Origin of the sequence: Ensifer sp. PDNC004 (assembly GCF_016919405.1) — a bacterium.
Classification (GTDB): domain Bacteria; phylum Pseudomonadota; class Alphaproteobacteria; order Rhizobiales; family Rhizobiaceae; genus Ensifer.
In genome coordinates, this window is record NZ_CP070353.1 from 1634272 (window position 1) to 1652386 (window position 18115).

The window sequence follows — 18115 nt, forward strand, 5'->3', positions numbered from 1 at the left end:
TCGAGGCCGCAAAACGCATCCGGGCGACACGGCAGGGCTCATGGCAAGCCGGGCTGTTACCGGGCGGTTACAGTGGCAAATATTCGCATCGTTCGCCACCGTCAAAGCTGTGGCCGGCACCCTTCTCGCTTTTCAACCGCTTGGCAAGATGCCCGCAGATGTTTACATGCGGTTAACCGAGGTTCTTCGCCTTAAATTATCCCTGTTGCTACACAATTCGAGCAGCAAGGGTGGCTGGCAAAGGACCGGGCTTCGGTTTACGGACACGGGCGAGACCCAGTTCGACAACCGCCGCCGGAACAGAAACATGAGCAGGATTTTGGACCGGACACGGGCATGAAGCTGATCGAACGCTACATATTCCGGCGTGCCGTGATCATGTTCCTCGCAACGCTCCTGCCGTTGCTCGGCATCGTCTGGACGACTCAGGCGCTGACCAACGTCAACCTCGTCACCGACAACGGCCAGTCCGTGTTCGCCTTCGCCAAGGTGGCGACCCTCATCCTGCCCTCCGTCATCACGATCATCCTGCCCTTTGCGCTGGTGATCGGCGTCACGCAGACGCTGTCGACGATGAACACCGATTCGGAGCTGACGGTGCTCAATGCCGCCGGCAGCTCGCGCATGGCGATCATCCGGCCGGTGATCTACCTGGCCTTGGGCCTCAGCGTGCTTTCCTTCGTGGTCGACAATTTCGTCGAGCCCTATGCGCGCGTTGCCTTGCGCAAGATGCTGGCAACCGCCAACGCCGACCTGCTGTCGTCGGTTGTGCAGGAGAACACCTTCCGCAAGGTCGCAGACAATCTCTATGTCCAGGTCGGCGCGCGGCGGGGCGGCGGCGTGCTGCAGGGCATCTTCGTCGCCGATTCGCGCAATCCGAGCTTCGAGCTCGTCTACTATGCGCGCGAAGGCGCCATCGACGACAAGAGTTCAGCGCTGGTGATGAAAGACGGGGAAGTGCAGCGCAAGCTCCCCGACGGCAGCGTATCGATCATCAAGTTCGACTCCTACGCCTTCGATCTCGCCGACATGACGAAGACGACGCGCGAAGCGACCATCCGGGCGAAGGACCGCGACCTTCCCGGCCTGATCAATCCGGACCCGGAAGATCACGTCTACAAGAACAATCCGCTCGCCTTTACCGCCGAGCTCAACCGTCGCTTCACCGAATGGACCTTCCCCCTGCTCTTCGGCCTGATCGCGCTGGTCTTCAGCAGTGATGCGCGCTCCCATCGCGAAGCGCGGCTTCATCCGATGGTCAGCGCCCTCGGCACGGCCCTGCTCATCCGCTGGATGACGTTCTATGCCGGCAACAGCGCCGAGGATTCTGTCTGGTTTGTGCCGTTGATGTATGCCGTACCGCTGATTGCCGGCGCGCTCTGCATCCACCAGCTCGTCAGCAACAGGCGACTGGACATTCCGATGACCGGGCAGGAAAAGCTGCAGGAACTCCTGGTTCGCCTGCGCCTGATGCGGACCGATGCCGAGAAAGGGCAGCCGTCATGATGGGCACGCTCGGCCGCTACTTCTTCATGCGCTATGTGATCACGACGTTCTGGTTCCTCGTCGGGATCTTCTCGCTGGTCTTCATCATCGACTTCAGCGAACAGGCGAGCCGGCTGGCGAACCTGCCGCGCTACAGCATCTCCGGCGCCCTTTTGATGACCGCGCTCCGGATCCCGCTGATCCTGCAGCAGACGATACCCTTCGTCGCGCTGTTTTCGGCCATGGCGGCACTGATCTCGCTCAACCGCCGCTACGAGCTGGTCGTGACCCGCGCAGCCGGCATTTCCGTCTGGCAGTTCCTGCGGCCCTTCATCCTCGGCTCCTTCCTCTTCGGCGTGCTGGCGGTCGTGGCGCTCAATCCGCTTGCGGCCTGGGGAACGAAGCGCGGCGAGGCGCTTTTGGCCGAATGGGGCTCCACGCGGAACGCCGACGCCGGCTCGATACCGTGGCTCAGGCAGATCTATAACGGCACGGACACGATCATCGGCGCACGCTCTGTTCAGGACAACGGGACGACGCTTCTCAACGTCACCGTAATCCACTTTGATCCACAGGGCACGATCATTCTGAGACAGGATGCGGGGTCGGCGAAACTCGAAGATGGTTACTGGCTTCTTAACGACGTCACGGAAACGCGCAACGGACAGCTCCCGCAACGTTTGAAAACAGCACAGCTGGCCACCAATCTGAAGCCGGAGTTTGTTCAGGAACGTCTTGCAAAGGCTGATTCCATTCAGTTTTTCGACCTGCCGCGCAAGATCGAAGTGGCCCGCTCCTTCGGTTTTTCGACCAACGGCATGGAAACCCAATTCCACTCAATGTTGTCGTTGCCGCTGCTGCTCGTCGCCATGACGCTGATCGCCGCTTGCGTGTCGCTGAAATTTAGCCGGTTTAACCAATCGCGCTCCGTAATTCTCGGTGGCATCCTTTCAGGCTTCGTGCTTTATGTCGTCACCGTGCTTGTCAAAGCATTCGGGAGCAGCGGCATTGTGCCTCCTTTCGTTGCAGCCTGGTTGCCAGTTGTTGTAGCGATGGCGCTGGGCTCGACGATTCTTTTAAATCAGGAGGATGGCTAGTGGCGGTAGTGAACCGCAAACGTATAAGGCTGATCAACGCCGCCCTGCTCGCAGGCGTGGCGCTGCAGACACTTGCCATGGGAATGAGTGCGCCAGCGATGGCGCAGCAGGCTTCGGAGCGCCTCGATTCGTTGCGCCCGAACATGCCGGAAGACGCCAAGCTGCTTCTGTCCGCCAATGAGCTCGTCTACAACAAGGACGCCGAAAAAGTGATCGTGCGCGGCAACGTGCAGATCGATTACGGCGGCTACAAGATGGTGGCCCGCCAGGTCGAGTACGACCAGAAGAAGGGCCGCATCTATGCATCCGGCGAAATCCAGTTCGTCGAGCCGGGCGGCAATGTCGTCTACGCCGACAAGATGGATATCACCGACGATTTCGGGGACGGCTTCCTCGATCAAATGCGCATTGAAACCACCGATCTGACGCGGCTTGCTGCCACGAGCGGCGAGCGCCGGAACGGCGAAGAATTCATTCTGAACGAGGCGGTCTACACGGCCTGCACGCCCTGCTCGACCAAGCCGGAACATCGCTCGCTGTGGCACATCAAGGCCCAGCGCGTCATCCAGAACGGCCGCACGCGGACCATCCGCCTTGAGAACGCCCGCTTCGAGCTGTTCGGCAAGCCGATCGCCTACATTCCGGTCATGGAGCTGCCCGACCATACGGTCAAGCGCAAGAGCGGCTTCCTGTTCCCGACATTCCGCTCGGCCCAGAAGCTCGGCGTTGGCGTCGGCGTACCCTATTACTGGGCGATCTCGCCCTATATGGACGCAACGGCAACGCTTACCGGCCTGACGCGACAGGGCTTCCTGCTGGAGGGAGAATTCCGCCAGCGGTTCCACAACGGCTTCCATACGCTGAACTTCGCCGGCATCAGCCAGCTCGACAAGGGCAAGTTCACGCCCGGCACTGTCGACGCGATGCATACGAACCGAGGCATGATCGCGTCGAAGGGCGAGTTCGAGATCAATCCGCGCTGGACCTTCGGCTGGAACGTGCTCGTTCAGTCCGACGCCAACTTCGCCAAGACCTACGAGCTGTCGACGTTCGACGGAACGACCTACGTCAACCAGGCGTATCTGAGCGGGCTCGGCAAGCGGAACTACTTCGATCTGCGCGCTTTCTACTTCGACATCCAGGATGCCGACGCCAACAGCATCGAGGAGAACCAGCAGCCTGCGGCACAGGTTCTCGACTATTCCTACAAGGCGCCTGAATCCGTCCTGGGCGGTGAGCTTTCCGGTACGCTGAACTTCACGAACGTGAAGCGCAACCGGCTCGACGCGTTCACGCAGCCGGGCGTGACCCGTTTCCGTGGCCTCGAGGGCACGTCGCACCGCCTGACCGGCGAACTGGAGTGGAAGCGCACCTTCATTGCTCCAGGCGGTCTGGTCATCACGCCGCTGCTGGCGGCGCGTGGCGACGCCATCGGGCTCAACATGGACAACCCGGGTCCGGCCTACACGGGCGACTACAACACGAGCGACGCGGTGACGCGGCGCATGCTGACCGCGGGTCTCGAAGCCCGCTACCCGATCCTGTTCGTCGGCGAAGACAGCAGCCACGTGCTCGAACCGATTGCGCAGCTCTACGCGCGTCCAAACGAGCAATACGCAGGCGGCCTGCCGAACGAAGACGCGCAGAGCTTCGTGTTCGATGCGACAAACCTCTTCGATCGCGACAAGTTCTCCGGCTTCGACCGGATCGAGGGCGGCACCCGCGCCAATGTCGGATTCCGCTACACGGGAACCTTCGACAGCGGCTACGGTCTGCGCGGCATCGTCGGCCAGTCATTCCATCTCGGCGGCCTCAACTCGTTTGCGACAGACGACCTGGTCAAGGCCGGCGCGAATTCCGGCCTGGAGAGCAGAAGCTCCGACTATGTTGCCATGTTCGGTATCGATGCACCCTCCGGTCTGATGGCGAGCATTTCCGGCCGCCTCGACGAAAAGGACCTGTCGCTGCGCCGCGCCGATACCACCGTCGGCTATCTCGGCACGACGTGGCAGGCGGCGATGACCTATACGCGCATCGAAGCGCAGCCGCTCTACGGATCTCTGTCCAACCAGGACGAAATCCAGACGGCTGCCGCCTACCGGTTCCATGATTACTGGTCGGTGTTCGGCGCGATCACCTATGACATCAACAAGGATGTCATCTCGCGCAACGGTTTCGGCATCACCTACGACGATCAGGACACGCTGTTCTCGATCGTCTACAAACAGGAACGCGATACCGACGCCAATGTGGCGAACGACTGGTCGATCGGCGCGAGAATCAGCTTCCGTACGCTCGGCGACGTGAACGTCGGCGACACCAAGTTCGAAGAGCTGGACTATTATTGATATCGTCAAGCGAGTGGGCGGGCCAAAAGTTCGCCCATTCGTCGATATCGGCACGGTCAAACGGTCTTGTCATCGTTTGGCCGCATGTATTATGCATTCCCTCCGACAAGATAAGGCAACGGCGCAAGGCCGACAGGCGGACAAAGCCTGTCGACGGTGATAGTCCGGGATATAGGAAAAGATAATGGGCGGGAAAATGTCGATCTTGAGGACACTGTCGGTACTGGCTTTGGCCGGCACCTTGAGCGTTGCCGTATGCTCCGGAGCTCAGGCAGCAGCGAGTACGGTCAAGGTAACGGTCAACAACACGGTGATTACCTCCGGCGACATCGCCAAGCGCGTGGCCTTCCTTCGCCTGCAGCGCCAGAAGGGCGGCAACGACGAAGCCAAGAAGCAGCTCGTCGACGAAGTTCTCAAGCGGGCAGAGATCGCGCGCATCGGCCAGTCCGTCAGCACCCAGGAAGTCGATGCCGCCTATGCGCGCTTCGCCTCGGGCAACAAGCTTTCGACCGAGCAACTCGGCAAGATCCTCGATCAGGCCGGCGTCGGCGCGGAACATTTCAAGCAGTTCATCGCCGTGCAGATGAGCTGGCCGCGCGCGGTCAACTTCCGCTACGGCAGCTCCAACCGTCTCCAGGGCGCCGACCTCGTCAAGCGCATGATGGCAGGCGGCGGACAGAAGCCTGTCACCACCGAGTACTTCCTGCAGCAGGTGATCTTCGTCATTCCCGAGAAGAAGCGTGGCGCGATCACCGCGAAGCGGCAGGCCGAAGCCAACGCCTCGCGCGCCCAGTTCCCGGGTTGCGAAACCTCCAAGGTGTTTGCCGCCAACTATCGCGACGTGTCGATCCGCAGCCTCGGCCGCATGCTGGCCCAGCAGCTGCCCGACGAATGGAAGCCGCTGATCGAGAAGGCCGGCGAGAACGGCACCACCGGCACCCGCGTGACCGAAAAGGGCGTCGAGTACCTGGCGATCTGCAAGAAGCGTGAGGTCAACGACGACACCGCCGCCGAAATCGTCTTCCGCGCCGAGGATATCGGCAAGAAGAAGGAAGGCGGCGAGGACCCGAACAGCGAGAAGTACCTCGAGGAGCTGCGCAAGAAGGCGCAAATCGTCAACAAGTAATCACGACGGAACCATGCGCGAAACAACCGGCGGGCCCCTCGCCCTGACCATGGGCGACCCGGCCGGTATCGGGCCGGACATCAGTCTTTCGGCCTGGCTCGGCCGCCGCGACCACGCGACGGCCCCCTTCCTCTTCATCGGCGACCCCGCGGTGCTTGCCGCACGCGCATCGATGCTCGGCTATACAGTACCCGTCCGCGAGACCGATTGCGCCGGCGCGCGCTCCCTCTTTGATACGGCGTTGCCGGTTCTGCCGCTCACCTGCCCTGCCCCGGTCAACGCCGGCCATCCGGACACGGCCAATGCCAGCGCCGTCATCGGTGCGATCGACACGGCCGTGCGACTGGTGAACGCCGGTCAGGCGTCGGCCGTGGTCACGAACCCGATCGCCAAGGCGGTTCTTTATGACGCTGGCTTCCGCTTTCCAGGCCATACCGAATATCTCGCCGATCTTGCCGAAAAGGCGACGGGCGAGCCGGTTCTGCCGGTGATGATGCTGGCCGGACCGAAGCTGCGCGCCGTGCCCGTCACCATCCACATCCCCTTGAAGGACGTGCCGGAGCAACTGACGCCAGACCTCATCTACCGCACCTGCGCGATTACTGCGGCCGACCTTCGCAATCGCTTCGGACTTCAACAACCGCGGCTCGCAATCGCCGGCCTGAACCCGCATGCCGGCGAAAACGGTGCGCTTGGGCTCGAGGACGACGCCGTGATCCGACCGGTCGTCGACCGGCTGCGCGCTGAAGGCATTGATGCCGTTGGACCGCTGCCGGCTGATACGATGTTCCACGATCGCGCACGCGCCACCTACGACGTGGCGATCTGCATGTATCACGACCAGGCGCTGATCCCGGCCAAGGCGCTCGGCTTCGACGACAGCGTCAACGTCACGCTCGGTCTTCCCTTCATCCGCACCTCGCCCGACCACGGCACGGCCTTCAGCCTTGCCGGCAAGGGCATCGCCCGCGACGACAGCCTTCGGGCAGCCCTCGACCTTGCCGCATCGCTTGCGGTCAATATGCCAGGAGATATTCGCTGATGGCCGCCCTTGACGGTCTTCCTCCGCTACGCGACGTCATCCAGCGTCACGGCCTCGATGCCAAGAAGGCGCTCGGCCAGAACTTCCTGCTCGACCTCAACCTGACGCAGAAGATCGCGCGGACCGCCGGTTCGCTCGAAGGCGTGACGGTCATCGAGGTCGGCCCCGGACCGGGCGGCCTCACTCGCGCCATCCTCGCGCTCGGCGCCAAGAAGGTCATTGCGATCGAGCGTGACTCGCGCTGCCTGCCAGCGCTTGCGGAGATCGGCGCGCATTATCCCGATCGGCTGCAGGTGATCGAAGGTGACGCACTGAAGACGCCCTTCGAGACGCTTGCTGACGAAGGGCCGGTCAAGATCATCGCCAACCTGCCCTACAATGTCGGCACGCAGTTGCTCGTCAACTGGCTGCTGCCCGAGCGCTGGCCACCCTTCTGGCAGTCGCTGACGCTGATGTTCCAGCGTGAAGTGGGCCTGAGGATCGTCGCCGACGCGGATGACGACCACTATGGCCGCCTCGGTGTCCTCTGCGGTTGGCGTACGAACGCACGGATGGCGTTCGACGTGCCGCCGCAGGCCTTTACGCCACCACCGAAGGTGACGTCCTCCGTGGTCCATCTGGAGCCGGTCGAAAACCCGATCCCCTGCTCGGTCGCAGCCCTTGAGAAGGTGACGCATGCAGCCTTCGGCCAACGCCGCAAGATGCTGCGCCAGAGCCTGAAGCCGCTCGGCGGTGAAGCTTTACTTGCCAAGGCCGACATCGACCCGCAGCGACGCGCCGAAACACTTTCGGTGGAAGAGTTCTGCCGGCTGGCAAACTGCCTCTGAGCGGGCATGTGGATCGCAAGGCGCGCGCTACAAACGGACATGAATCAAAAATGGCTCCTCACGGAGCCATTTTCTTTTTTGAGCCTTAGAACGGGTTTTCGGTCAGCAGCCCGTTGACGAAATCGAACAGCCCAGGGCGCCGGTCACGGCGCAGGCGTTCGGCCTCAACGATCGCCCGCACGGACGCAAAGGCGCGGTCGAGATCGTCGTTGAGCACGATGTAGTCATACTCCCGCCAGTGCTCGATCTCGGCGCGCGAGTTCGCAAGGCGCGTGGCGATCACCTCTTCGCTGTCTTCGGCCCGGCGATGCAGGCGAGACTGCAACTCGGCCATGGACGGCGGCAGGATGAAGATCGAGACGACGTCTCCCGCCATCTTCTCCTGAAGCTGCTGCGCACCCTGCCAGTCGATATCGAAGAGCATGTCGCGGCCGGCGGCCATGGCCGCCTCCACAGCGTCGCGCGGCGTGCCGTAGAAATTGCCGTGCACCTCCGCCCATTCGAGCAGCGAGTCAGTGGACCTCAGCGCCTCGAATTCGCGTATGGACTTGAAGTGATAGTGCCGTCCGTCAATCTCGCTCGGGCGCCGCTGACGCGTCGTCACGCTGACCGAAATGCTCATCTCCGGATCGGCTTCCAGGAGATTGCGCGCAATGGTCGACTTGCCAGCGCCCGACGGCGAGGAAATGACGAGCATCAGCCCACGACGGGCGATCTTGATGGGCGAAGGGGTCGCCGGGTTCATACCTTACTCCAGATTCTGGACCTGTTCGCGGAACTGGTCGATGACGACCTTCAACTCGATGCCGGCGGCAGACACTGCGGCTGCGTTCGACTTGGAACAGATCGTATTCGATTCTCGGTTAAATTCCTGTGCCAGGAAATCGAGCTTGCGCCCGACGGGGCCGCCTTTCGACAGAAGCTCGCGGGCGGCAACGATATGGGAGCCAAGCCGGTCGATCTCCTCGCGGAGATCCGCCTTGGTGGCGAGCAAAGCGACTTCGGCATAGAGACGGTCCCGCTCTAGCGATGACCCGTTGTCCATGACCAGGGCCACCTGCTGCGCCAGCCGGTCGGCAATCGCCGCGGCGCTACGTGACGGGTCGGCCTCGACCGTCGCCGTCAGCCGCTCGATCGTCTCGACCTGCGCCAGCAGGATCTGACAGAGCGCCGCGCCCTCGTCCGCGCGCATCTTGCGCAGATCGGCGAGCGCGCCCGCCAGCCCGGCCAGGATATCTGCGTCGAGCGCCGCGCGCTCTTCTTCGCTCTCCTCCGGCTCGCGGAAGTCGACGATGCCGCGGATCGAGAGAAGCGTGTCGAACCGGAGCGGCGCGGGATCAACGAGGTCCCCGAGCTGACCGCGCAGGTCTAGCACCGCCGTCAAGGCTGCCTGGTTGACCACGGCCTCGACGGCCGCCTCGCCGCCGCTGACGGTGAGGCCGATCTGAAGGTTGCCGCGGGAAAAATACTCTGCTGCAAGCTTGCGCACCTCGGGCTCGAAGCGCTCGAGCCCCTGCGGCAGGCGCAGCCGGAGATCCAGGCCCTTGCCGTTGACGGAGCGCAGCTCCCAGGCCCAACGACGGCGGCCGCTGCTGCCTTCTCTCCGGGCAAAGCCGGTCATCGATTGGAGCGGCATCATCACCTCCGTTGCGGTTTCAGCAGAAGCAATAAGGCGACGGCGCGGCATCCCGCAAGGGATATCCGCGCCGTGATTCGTCCGTCCACAGTGCAAGCATCGCTAGGCGGCTCTGCCGCCCGCAAGCGCCGGCCTATTGCGGCTGCGTAGCTGCCGGTTCAGCAGTGCCGGCGTCAGACGCAGCCTTCGCCGCTTCGGCTGCCCGCTCCGCCTCAACCTTGCGCCAGCGGCGGACATTGGCATTGTGTTCGTCGAGCGTCTCGGCAAAGACGTGGCCGCCCGTGCCGTCGGCAACGAAGTAAAGCTCCGGCGTACGCGATGGATTGGCGACCGCTTCCAGGGCTGCACGGCCGGGATTTGCGATCGGCGTCGGCGGCAGGCCCTTGATGATATAGGTGTTGTACGGCGTCTGCTTGTCGATGTCCGACTTCAGGATCGGCCGGTCCGCCGGCTTTCCGTCGCCGCCGAAAATGCCATAGATGATCGTTGGGTCGGACTGCAGCCGCATGCCCTTGTCGAGCCGGTTGATGAAGACCGAAGCGACGCGCGGGCGCTCGTCGGCGCGGCCGGTTTCCTTCTCCACGATCGAGGCAAGCGTCACCAGTTCTTCCACCGTCGAAACCGGCAGATCGGGATCGCGCTTCTCCCAGATCTGGCCAACGAGGACCTTCTGGGCAGCGGCCATCTGCTGGACGATCTCGCCGCGCTTGGTGCCGCGCGTGAACTTGTAGGTGTCAGGCATCAGCGAACCTTCGGCCGGCAGTTCCGACGGCAGATCGCCGACGAGCACCGGATCATCGGCGAGCCTGTGGAACATCTGCTTGACGGTCAGGCCTTCGGGCAGGGAAACGGAATAGAGGATCGACTTGCCCGACTTCAGGAGCTGCATGACCTCCTGCATCGACGAGCCCGCCTTGATCTCGTATTCTCCGGCCTTCAGCGTCTCGTTGTCGAGATAGGCCTCGGAGACGAAACGGAAGACACGCGCATCGGTGATGATGTTGCCGCGCTCAAGGCCGCTTGCGATCTCGCTCATGCCAGCGCCGCCGCGGACGATGAAGTTCTGGTTCGCCTGCAGCGGACCCGGCTTTTCGTACTGGTGCATCGCATAATAGACCGTGCCGGCGGCGGCGAGCGCTGCAAACACGATGACGGTCATGACGAAGTTCAGGAAGATCACGACCTGGCTGCGGGCTTTGCGCGATCGTTTCGGCGGCTGCGGCACCTTTTCCGGACGCAGCGCTTCGTTTGCCGATTTCGGAATGATCGGTCCGTTGCTCGCGTTTTCACTGCGGCCGAATTGCGCCGCGCCGTTATCGTTTGAGTCGCTCACGATTATCCCGAACCCGAAATTCGCGGCCTCATTCTCTTCCTGCTTCCGGTGCGAATTTCGGACTGGACCGTGGCAGGCATAGGTCAAATTTATAAAACGGTGCCGCCCAGAAGGCCGGCGTCCGCAGTTACTCAAAAATCCGCGGCCGGTGCAATCTCACCGAAGAACCACAGAAATGTGTCGAATCACCGTCCGTTCAAGAGAACGCGGCGGACGACCGACACTTTAATCCGGAACCTCGGCCCGCGGTAAAAACCGGGCAAACCGTCGTTCCAGGCAATGGCTGAATGGCATTCTGACAGATATGCCTTGCGCGAACATCGCGGTCGGCGAGCGCCATCTTCCATGACGGCGCCTCCTCCCAACACATGCTTGTAGCGAGCAATACGGCAAAAGCTGGATCATCGCGCCGCCTTCTGCGGTCGGCGCGATGATTGACTCAGGCGAAGCTCCGGGCGCGCGATCAGTCGCCGGTGTAGCGACGCAGGACCAACGAAGCGTTGGTGCCGCCGAAACCGAAGGAATTCGAGAGCGCCACGTTGATTTCGCGCTTGCGCGCGACATGCGGCACGAGGTCGATCGTCGTCTCGACCGATGGGTTGTCGAGGTTCAGCGTCGGTGGCGCGATGTTGTCGCGGATCGCCAGCGCCGAGAAGATCGCTTCCACCGCGCCGGCAGCGCCGAGCAGGTGGCCGATGGCCGACTTGGTCGAGGACATCGAGATCTTCAACGCGTGTTCGCCAACCAGACGCTCGACGGCACCAAGCTCGATCGTGTCGGCCATGGTGGAGGTGCCGTGGGCGTTGATGTAATCGATATCGGCAGCCGTCAGACCGGCGCGCTTCAGCGCCATCTGCATGCAGCGATAGGCACCGTCGCCGTCTTCCGACGGAGCAGTGATGTGGAAGGCATCGCCCGAAAGGCCGTAACCGACGACTTCCGCATAGATCTTGGCGCCGCGCGCCTTGGCATGCTCGAGTTCTTCGAGGATGACGACGCCAGCGCCCTCGCCCATGACGAAACCGTCGCGGTCGATATCGTAGGGGCGCGAGGCCTTCTGCGGATCGTCGTTGTGCTGGGTCGACAGCGCCTTGCAGGCGGCAAAGCCGGCGAGGGAGATCCGGCAGATCGGCGATTCCGCGCCGCCAGCCACCATGACGTCAGCATCGCCGAGCGCGATCAGGCGGCTCGCGTCGCCGATCGCATGGGCGCCAGTCGAACAGGCGGTGACGACAGAGTGGTTGGGACCGCGCAGCTTGTGGCGGATCGAAACCTGGCCCGAGGCAAGGTTGATCAGGCGGCCGGGAATGAAGAACGGCGAGATGCGGCGGGGGCCCTTGTCGCGCAGCGTGTAGCCGCCTTCGACGATGCCCTCGAGGCCGCCGATGCCGGAGCCTATCAGGACGCCGGTCGCGATCTGGTCCTCGTCCGTCTGCGGCTTCCAGCCGGCATCGGCGAGCGCCATGTCGGCAGCCGCCATCGCATAGACGATGAAGGCATCGACCTTGCGCTGCTCCTTCGGTTCCATCCAGTCGTCGGCGTTGAACGTCGCGTCCGTACCGTCGCCGAAGGGAATGCGGCAAGCGATCTTGGCAGGAAGGTCCTCGACCTCGAATTCGGTCACCTTGCGCGCGGCATTCTGTCCGGCAAGCAGGCGCGCCCACGTCGCCTCAGTTCCGCAACCCAAGGGAGATACCATGCCGGTACCGGTGATAACGACACGTCTCATAGTCCGCGACCCACCCTGATCTTTTCAGTTTCAGAGCCGGATCGGACCACGTGTAACGAACCCGATCCGGGCATCCATTTTAAGGTTCTTATTCACGATCAGAGGGAAATGCGGGAAACGCTTGCTGATCGAAATCCCCGCTCAGCGCGGGATAGCCCACTTCCCTGGGCTGAAACGGGCCGCTTTAGGCGGCCCGTCCACGGCCGAAGCCGCTTCAATAGATTAGGCCTGGGCCTTTTCGATGAACTTGACGGCGTCGCCGACAGTCAGGATCGAGTCAGCAGCGTCGTCCGGGATTTCAACGCCGAATTCTTCTTCGAAAGCCATGACCAGTTCGACGGTGTCGAGCGAGTCTGCGCCGAGGTCGTCGATGAAGCTTGCGCCTTCGCTGACCTTTTCGGCGTCGACGCCAAGATGATCAATAACAATTTTCTTTACGCGTTCTGCGATATCGCTCATGTCGGAGTTCCTCGACCTTCGTTTCTGTAGGCGCCTATTCCGGCACCGGTACTCTTCTGTAAGCCTGATAGACCAAGACGGCCCACCCGGCAATCCATCCAACCGGAACTGCGGCAAACCCAAGGCAGCCAAGGCTGCCGGACGCCTGGCGGGACCGGTCGACTGCTAACAGTCATGGCCCGATTAACACGGTTTAACGCTGTCGCAAAGTCCGAAAATGCCTGTCATTCGCTTGCTCAACATTGAATTTCAGGCATTTGGCAGGCGGCATCCCGGGACGTTGAAGATCGCCCGCCGCACAATCTCGGCGGGCGGCCCATCCCGGAAACCGGATCAGATCATCGCCATGCCGCCGTTGACGTGAATCGTCTGGCCGGTGACATAACCGGCTTCGTTGGAAGCGAGGTAAGCGACCGCCGAAGCGATTTCGGCGCCGGTGCCCATGCGCTTCATCGGGATCGCGCCCATGATCGCGTCCTTCTGCTTGTCATTGAGCTTGCCGGTCATCGCGCTTTCGATGAAGCCCGGAGCCACGCAGTTGACCGTGACGTTGCGCGTCGCGATTTCCTGGGCAAGCGACTTGGAGAAGCCGATCATGCCGGCCTTGGAGGCGCAGTAGTTCGCCTGGCCGGGGTTGCCGGTGACGCCGACGATGGAGGTGATGTTGACGATGCGGCCGAAACGGCGGCGCATCATCGGATGGGTGAGTTCGCGCGTCAGGCGGAATACGGCCGTGAGGTTCACTTCGAGAACGGCATCCCAGTCCTCGTCGCTCATGCGCACGAAGAGGCCGTCCTTGGTGATTCCGGCATTGTTGACGAGAATATCGACGCCACCGAGTTCGGCCTCGGCCTTTTCGCCGAGCGCCTTGACTTCGGCGCGGTCGGAAAGATTTGCCGGGAAGAGCTGCACGCGATCGCCAAGTTCGTTGGCAAGCGCTTCGAGCTTTTCGACGCGGGTGCCGTGCAGGCCGACGATGGCGCCTTGAGCGTGCAGCATGCGGGCGATTTCTTCGCCGATACCACCGGATGCGCCGGTAACGAGAGCCTTGCGGCCGGAAAGATCAAACATCTCTTTGATTCCTTATAACTGGAATAACTGGAGCGCCTAGGCGTTCGCTCAGGCGAGCAAGGCGGCGAGTGCTGCGTCGATATCGGCGGGCGTATTGACGGCGATACCGTTGACGGTCTTGTCGATACGGCGGGCAAGCCCGGTCAGGACTTTGCCGGAACCGAGTTCATAAAGCGTCGTGACGTTGTTGGCGGCGAACCACTCGACCGTCTCGCGCCAGCGGACCTGGCCGGTGACCTGCTCGACCAGCAGCCGGGCGATCTCTTCGGCATCGCTGACGGGGGCGGCAAGCACGTTGGCGACGACGGGAACCACCGGATTGCGCTTTTCGACCTTGGCCAACGCCTCGCGCATCGCGTCGGCAGCCGGCGCCATCAGCGCGGAGTGGAAGGGTGCCGAAACTGGCAGCATCAGCGCGCGCTTGGCGCCCTTTTCGGAAGCGAGCGCCGCGGCCTTCTCGACGGCAGCCTTCTCGCCGGAGATCACCAGCTGGCCACCGCCATTGTCGTTGGCGATCTGGCAGGAACCGAGGGCCGACGCTTCGCGGCAGACGGCTTCGACATCCGCATGTTCGAGGCCGATGATCGCCGCCATCGCGCCCTTGCCGACGGGAACCGCCGCCTGCATGGCGTTGCCGCGGATGCGCAGCAGGCGCGCCGTGTCGGCAATGGAGAACGTACCGGCGGCGCAGAGCGCCGAGTATTCGCCGAGCGAATGGCCGGCGACGAAGGAAACCTTGGACTTGAGGTCGAGGCCCCTGGCTTCGAGCACGCGAATGACGGCCATCGATACGGCCATCAGCGCCGGCTGCGCGTTCGCCGTCAGCGTCAGCGTTTCCTCGGGGCCGTTCCACATGATCTCGGACAGCTTCTGGCCGAGTGCTTCATCGACTTCGGCAAAGACGGCTGCCGCTTCCGGAAAAGCGTCGGCCAGATCCTTGCCCATGCCGACAGCCTGGCTGCCCTGGCCTGGAAACGTGAATGCAATGCTCATGGGATCGTCCCTTCCCTAGATCACTAGGATTTCGGGTCGGCGCGACACGAAATCCTAGTGATCGGTTCTTATGAGTTAGAGCGGGATGCAGGCAGAAACCATACATCTCCGGTTTCCTCTCCATTCACATTCCTTACCGACGAGTCAAGCTTGGAGGCCGGCAGGGACGCCGCCGACAGGCCCTTTTGCCCTTGATCTTCAACAATCAAGGCGTAAGTTTGCCGCCCGATGTCGCCCTGCCCTTTCCCCAACCACCGGGGCTGAGACGACCGCTCCATTCCCGGTGCCGGCGCCCCTTCCCTCCCCAGGTCGGCGCTCGCCCTTCACAAGGATACTTATCTAGATGCGCTACAACACGCTTGGCCGCACCGGCATCAAGGTTTCGGAAATCTGCCTGGGCACTATGACCTGGGGCTCACAGAACTCCATCGCCGAGGCGCATGAGCAACTGGATTACGCCTTCGACAAGGGCGTCAACTTCATCGACACCGCCGAACTCTACCCGACCACCCCGCTGTCGCCGGAGACCTACGGCGACACGGAACGCTTCATCGGCGAATGGCTGGCCAAGCGCGGCCGGCGGGATGACGTCGTTGTCGCGACCAAGGTTGCCGGTCCCGGCCGTCCCTATATCCGCAACGGCAATCCGACGACGCCCGAAGGCATCGACCAGGCGATCGACGCCAGCCTCAAGCGGCTGAAGACCGACTACGTCGATCTCTATCAGCTTCATTGGCCGAACCGCGGCCACTACCATTTCCGCAATGCCTGGTCCTACGACCCGTCCAAGCAGGACAAGGACGACGTCGCGAGCGACCTTCGGGCGATTCTCGACAAACTCGGCGACCTCGTTAGGGCCGGCAAGGTGCGCGCCATCGGCCTCTCCAACGAGACGGCCTGGGGCACGATGAAGTTCATCGACATGGCTGAGCGTCATGGCCTGCCGCGCGTCGTTTCGATCCAGAACGAGTACAACCTGCTTTACCGCACCTACGACCTCGACCTTGCGGAACTGTCCCACCATGAGGATGTAGGCCTGCTCGCCTATTCGCCGCTCGCCGCCGGGCTTTTGAGCGGCAAGTATCTCGACGGCGCGAAGCCGAAGGGCTCGCGCCTTTCGATCAACGGCGATCTCGGCGGCCGCTTCACGCCCCACCAGGAGCCGGCCGTCGAAGGCTATGTCAAACTGGCGCGCGAGCACGGCCTCGATCCGGCACAGATGGCGATCGCCTTCTGCCTGGCGCGGCCCTTCATGGCGTCCGTCATCATCGGCGCGACATCGATGGAGCAGTTGAAGACCAACCTCGGCGCCATCGATCTCACGCTGTCGCAGGACGCTGTGAACGGGATCCGGCGGCTGCACCGGATCTATCCGATGCCGATCTGAGTGTGAGAGCAGATCGCCGATGCCGGTGCCCCAGACGAAAGCCGAACTGCTTGAGGCGATCGACGCCCAGTTCGCCAGGCTGATGCGCGAGTTGGAACGGGTTCCTGACCAGCGCTACCGCGAACCTTCGCTCGAGGGCCACGCCAAGGGCACCGTGATGAGCGTCGGCGATCTCGTCGCCTACCTCATCGGCTGGGGCGAGCTAGTGATCAAATGGATCGATCGCGATCAGCGCGGCGAGCCCGTCGACTTCCCCGAGACCGGCTACAAATGGAACGAACTCGGAAAGCTGGCGCAGAAATTCTATGTGGACTTCCAGGCTCTTTCGCCGGGCGAGCTTGTCGCCAGGCTGAAGCAAAGCAAGGAGGCGATCGAAGCACGGATCAGGGATCGCGACGAGCGGACGCTTTACGAGCGGCCATGGTACGGAAAATTCACGCTCGGACGCATGATCCAGTTCAACACGTCCTCTCCCTATGCCAACGCCCACGGCCGCCTGCGCAAATGGAAAAAGGTGAACGGGCTGGCGTAGAAAGCGGAAAAGATGCGGCAAGCCTTGCCTTCCGCGGAAAAATGCGTATAAGCGCGCTGTTCGAAATGCCCGGTCTTCTGGCTGGTGGCTGAACGGAGGGCCGGCTTCCTCGAGGGGAGCCGTTAGGATTGCACGTCTTTCCGGCCTCCCGTGTCTCCGCTCTCGACCGTCTCGATACAACACTTTCTTGCCGGCTGCCTGTCAGCCACTAAGAACAGTCGTTGAGGCTTAGCCGCCGAGGTCCGGGCTGATTAACGCAAGAAAGGCAAGCCACAATGGCTCTTTATGAACACGTATTCCTGGCCCGCCAGGACATCACGCCTCAGCAGGTCGACGGTCTCGTCGAGCAGTACAAGGGCGTGCTCGAAGCAAACGGCGGTAAGGTCGGTCGCGTCGAAAACTGGGGCCTGAAGTCCCTCACCTACCGCATCAAGAAGAACCGCAAGGCTCACTACGTTCTCATGGACATCGATGCTCCGGCAGCGGCTGTTCACGAAATCGAGCGCCAGATGCGCATCAACGAAGACATCCTGCGCTACATGACGATCGCCGTCGAGAAGCACGAGGAAGGCGCGTCGGCCATGATGCAGAAGCGCGACCGCGACGACCGTCCGCGCCGCGATGGCGACCGTCCGGAGCGTGGCTTCGGCGACCGTGGTCCGCGTCCGGACCGTGGCGACCGCGAAGACCGCCCGCGCCGTCCGCGCGAAGACCGCGCGTAATCAAGAAGCTTTAGGAGATTAAGACAATGGCTGAAGTTTCTTCCGCTCCGGTTCGTCGCCCGTTCCACCGTCGCCGCAAGACTTGCCCCTTCTCGGGCGCAAACGCTCCGCGGATCGACTACAAGGACATCCGTCTTCTGCAGCGCTACATTTCCGAGCGCGGCAAGATCGTTCCTTCCCGTATCACGGCCGTTTCCCAGAAGAAGCAGCGCGAACTCGCCCAGGCGATCAAGCGTGCACGCTTCCTCGGCCTGCTGCCCTACGTCGTTTCCTAAGAACGGCTGACCTTCCGTCAGTCTTCTGACTCGACGGAACCCGACGTGTTGGG

Annotated in this window: 17 protein-coding genes; 10 read left to right on the plus strand and 7 right to left on the minus strand. The window is 62.5% G+C overall.

Annotated features, from left to right (window positions below; translation table 11 throughout):
- The first annotated feature begins 336 nt into the window (after window positions 1-336).
- The 6 genes from lptF (at window position 337) to rsmA (ending at window position 7925) form a co-directional block, all read left to right on the plus strand.
- Window positions 337-1506, plus strand: coding sequence for an LPS export ABC transporter permease LptF (gene lptF / locus JVX98_RS16200; RefSeq protein ID WP_205239188.1), 1170 nt, complete (start codon window positions 337-339; stop codon window positions 1504-1506).
- Entirely contained in the window at window positions 1503-2582 is a 1080-nt protein-coding gene (gene lptG / locus JVX98_RS16205) for an LPS export ABC transporter permease LptG (RefSeq protein ID WP_192447362.1), read from the plus strand. Before lptF ends, lptG begins: the two co-directional genes overlap by 4 nt.
- The gene (locus JVX98_RS16210; protein ID WP_192447363.1) at window positions 2582-4930 is read left to right on the plus strand and encodes an LPS-assembly protein LptD; all 2349 of its coding nucleotides are present in this window, start codon (window positions 2582-2584) and stop codon (window positions 4928-4930) included. Before lptG ends, JVX98_RS16210 begins: the two co-directional genes overlap by 1 nt.
- A 184-nt stretch (window positions 4931-5114) precedes the next feature.
- Entirely contained in the window at window positions 5115-6056 is a 942-nt protein-coding gene (locus tag JVX98_RS16215) for a peptidylprolyl isomerase (RefSeq protein ID WP_043611377.1), read from the plus strand.
- A gap of 13 nt (window positions 6057-6069) precedes the next feature.
- The gene (gene pdxA, locus JVX98_RS16220; RefSeq protein WP_205239189.1) at window positions 6070-7098 is read left to right on the plus strand and encodes a 4-hydroxythreonine-4-phosphate dehydrogenase PdxA; all 1029 of its coding nucleotides are present in this window, start codon (window positions 6070-6072) and stop codon (window positions 7096-7098) included.
- Window positions 7098-7925, plus strand: a complete 828-nt coding sequence (gene rsmA, locus JVX98_RS16225; RefSeq protein WP_192447365.1) for a 16S rRNA (adenine(1518)-N(6)/adenine(1519)-N(6))-dimethyltransferase RsmA — start codon at window positions 7098-7100, stop codon at window positions 7923-7925. Before pdxA ends, rsmA begins: the two co-directional genes overlap by 1 nt.
- Window positions 7926-8010: 85 nt before the next feature.
- On the opposite strand, the gene gmk is transcribed toward rsmA, so the two are convergent.
- The 7 genes from gmk to fabD form a co-directional block, all read right to left on the minus strand.
- The gene (gene gmk, locus JVX98_RS16230; RefSeq protein ID WP_034803935.1) at window positions 8011-8670 is read right to left on the minus strand and encodes a guanylate kinase; all 660 of its coding nucleotides are present in this window, start codon (window positions 8668-8670) and stop codon (window positions 8011-8013) included.
- Window positions 8671-8673: 3 nt separating this feature from the next.
- Window positions 8674-9561, minus strand: coding sequence for a YicC/YloC family endoribonuclease (locus JVX98_RS16235; RefSeq protein ID WP_205239190.1), 888 nt, complete (start codon window positions 9559-9561; stop codon window positions 8674-8676).
- Between the two features lie 133 nt (window positions 9562-9694).
- Window positions 9695-10894 carry an endolytic transglycosylase MltG gene (gene mltG, locus JVX98_RS16240; protein WP_192447366.1) on the minus strand — a complete coding sequence of 400 codons (1200 nt, stop codon included), beginning with the start codon at window positions 10892-10894 and terminating at the stop codon, window positions 9695-9697.
- 463 nt (window positions 10895-11357) lie between these two features.
- Entirely contained in the window at window positions 11358-12623 is a 1266-nt protein-coding gene (fabF, locus tag JVX98_RS16245; RefSeq protein ID WP_205239191.1) for a beta-ketoacyl-ACP synthase II, read from the minus strand.
- 222 nt (window positions 12624-12845) lie between these two features.
- The gene (locus JVX98_RS16250) at window positions 12846-13082 is read right to left on the minus strand and encodes an acyl carrier protein (protein WP_003531676.1); all 237 of its coding nucleotides are present in this window, start codon (window positions 13080-13082) and stop codon (window positions 12846-12848) included.
- Window positions 13083-13415: 333 nt separating this feature from the next.
- Window positions 13416-14153 carry a 3-oxoacyl-[acyl-carrier-protein] reductase gene (fabG, locus tag JVX98_RS16255; protein WP_043611367.1) on the minus strand — a complete coding sequence of 246 codons (738 nt, stop codon included), beginning with the start codon at window positions 14151-14153 and terminating at the stop codon, window positions 13416-13418.
- 48 nt (window positions 14154-14201) lie between these two features.
- A complete protein-coding gene (gene fabD / locus JVX98_RS16260; protein WP_205239192.1) occupies window positions 14202-15146 on the minus strand; it encodes an ACP S-malonyltransferase in 945 nt (314 codons plus the stop codon).
- A gap of 343 nt (window positions 15147-15489) precedes the next feature.
- Between fabD and JVX98_RS16265 the strand changes: the two genes are divergently transcribed.
- The 4 genes from JVX98_RS16265 to rpsR all read left to right on the plus strand — a co-directional run bounded on the left by JVX98_RS16265 (window position 15490) and on the right by rpsR (window position 18062).
- Window positions 15490-16533 carry an aldo/keto reductase gene (locus JVX98_RS16265; RefSeq protein WP_205239193.1) on the plus strand — a complete coding sequence of 348 codons (1044 nt, stop codon included), beginning with the start codon at window positions 15490-15492 and terminating at the stop codon, window positions 16531-16533.
- A gap of 19 nt (window positions 16534-16552) precedes the next feature.
- Entirely contained in the window at window positions 16553-17065 is a 513-nt protein-coding gene (locus JVX98_RS16270; protein WP_205239194.1) for a ClbS/DfsB family four-helix bundle protein, read from the plus strand.
- 275 nt (window positions 17066-17340) lie between these two features.
- Entirely contained in the window at window positions 17341-17787 is a 447-nt protein-coding gene (gene rpsF, locus JVX98_RS16275; protein WP_034803973.1) for a 30S ribosomal protein S6, read from the plus strand.
- A gap of 26 nt (window positions 17788-17813) precedes the next feature.
- A complete protein-coding gene (gene rpsR / locus JVX98_RS16280; protein WP_025426448.1) occupies window positions 17814-18062 on the plus strand; it encodes a 30S ribosomal protein S18 in 249 nt (82 codons plus the stop codon).
- The last annotated feature ends 53 nt before the right edge of the window (window positions 18063-18115 follow it).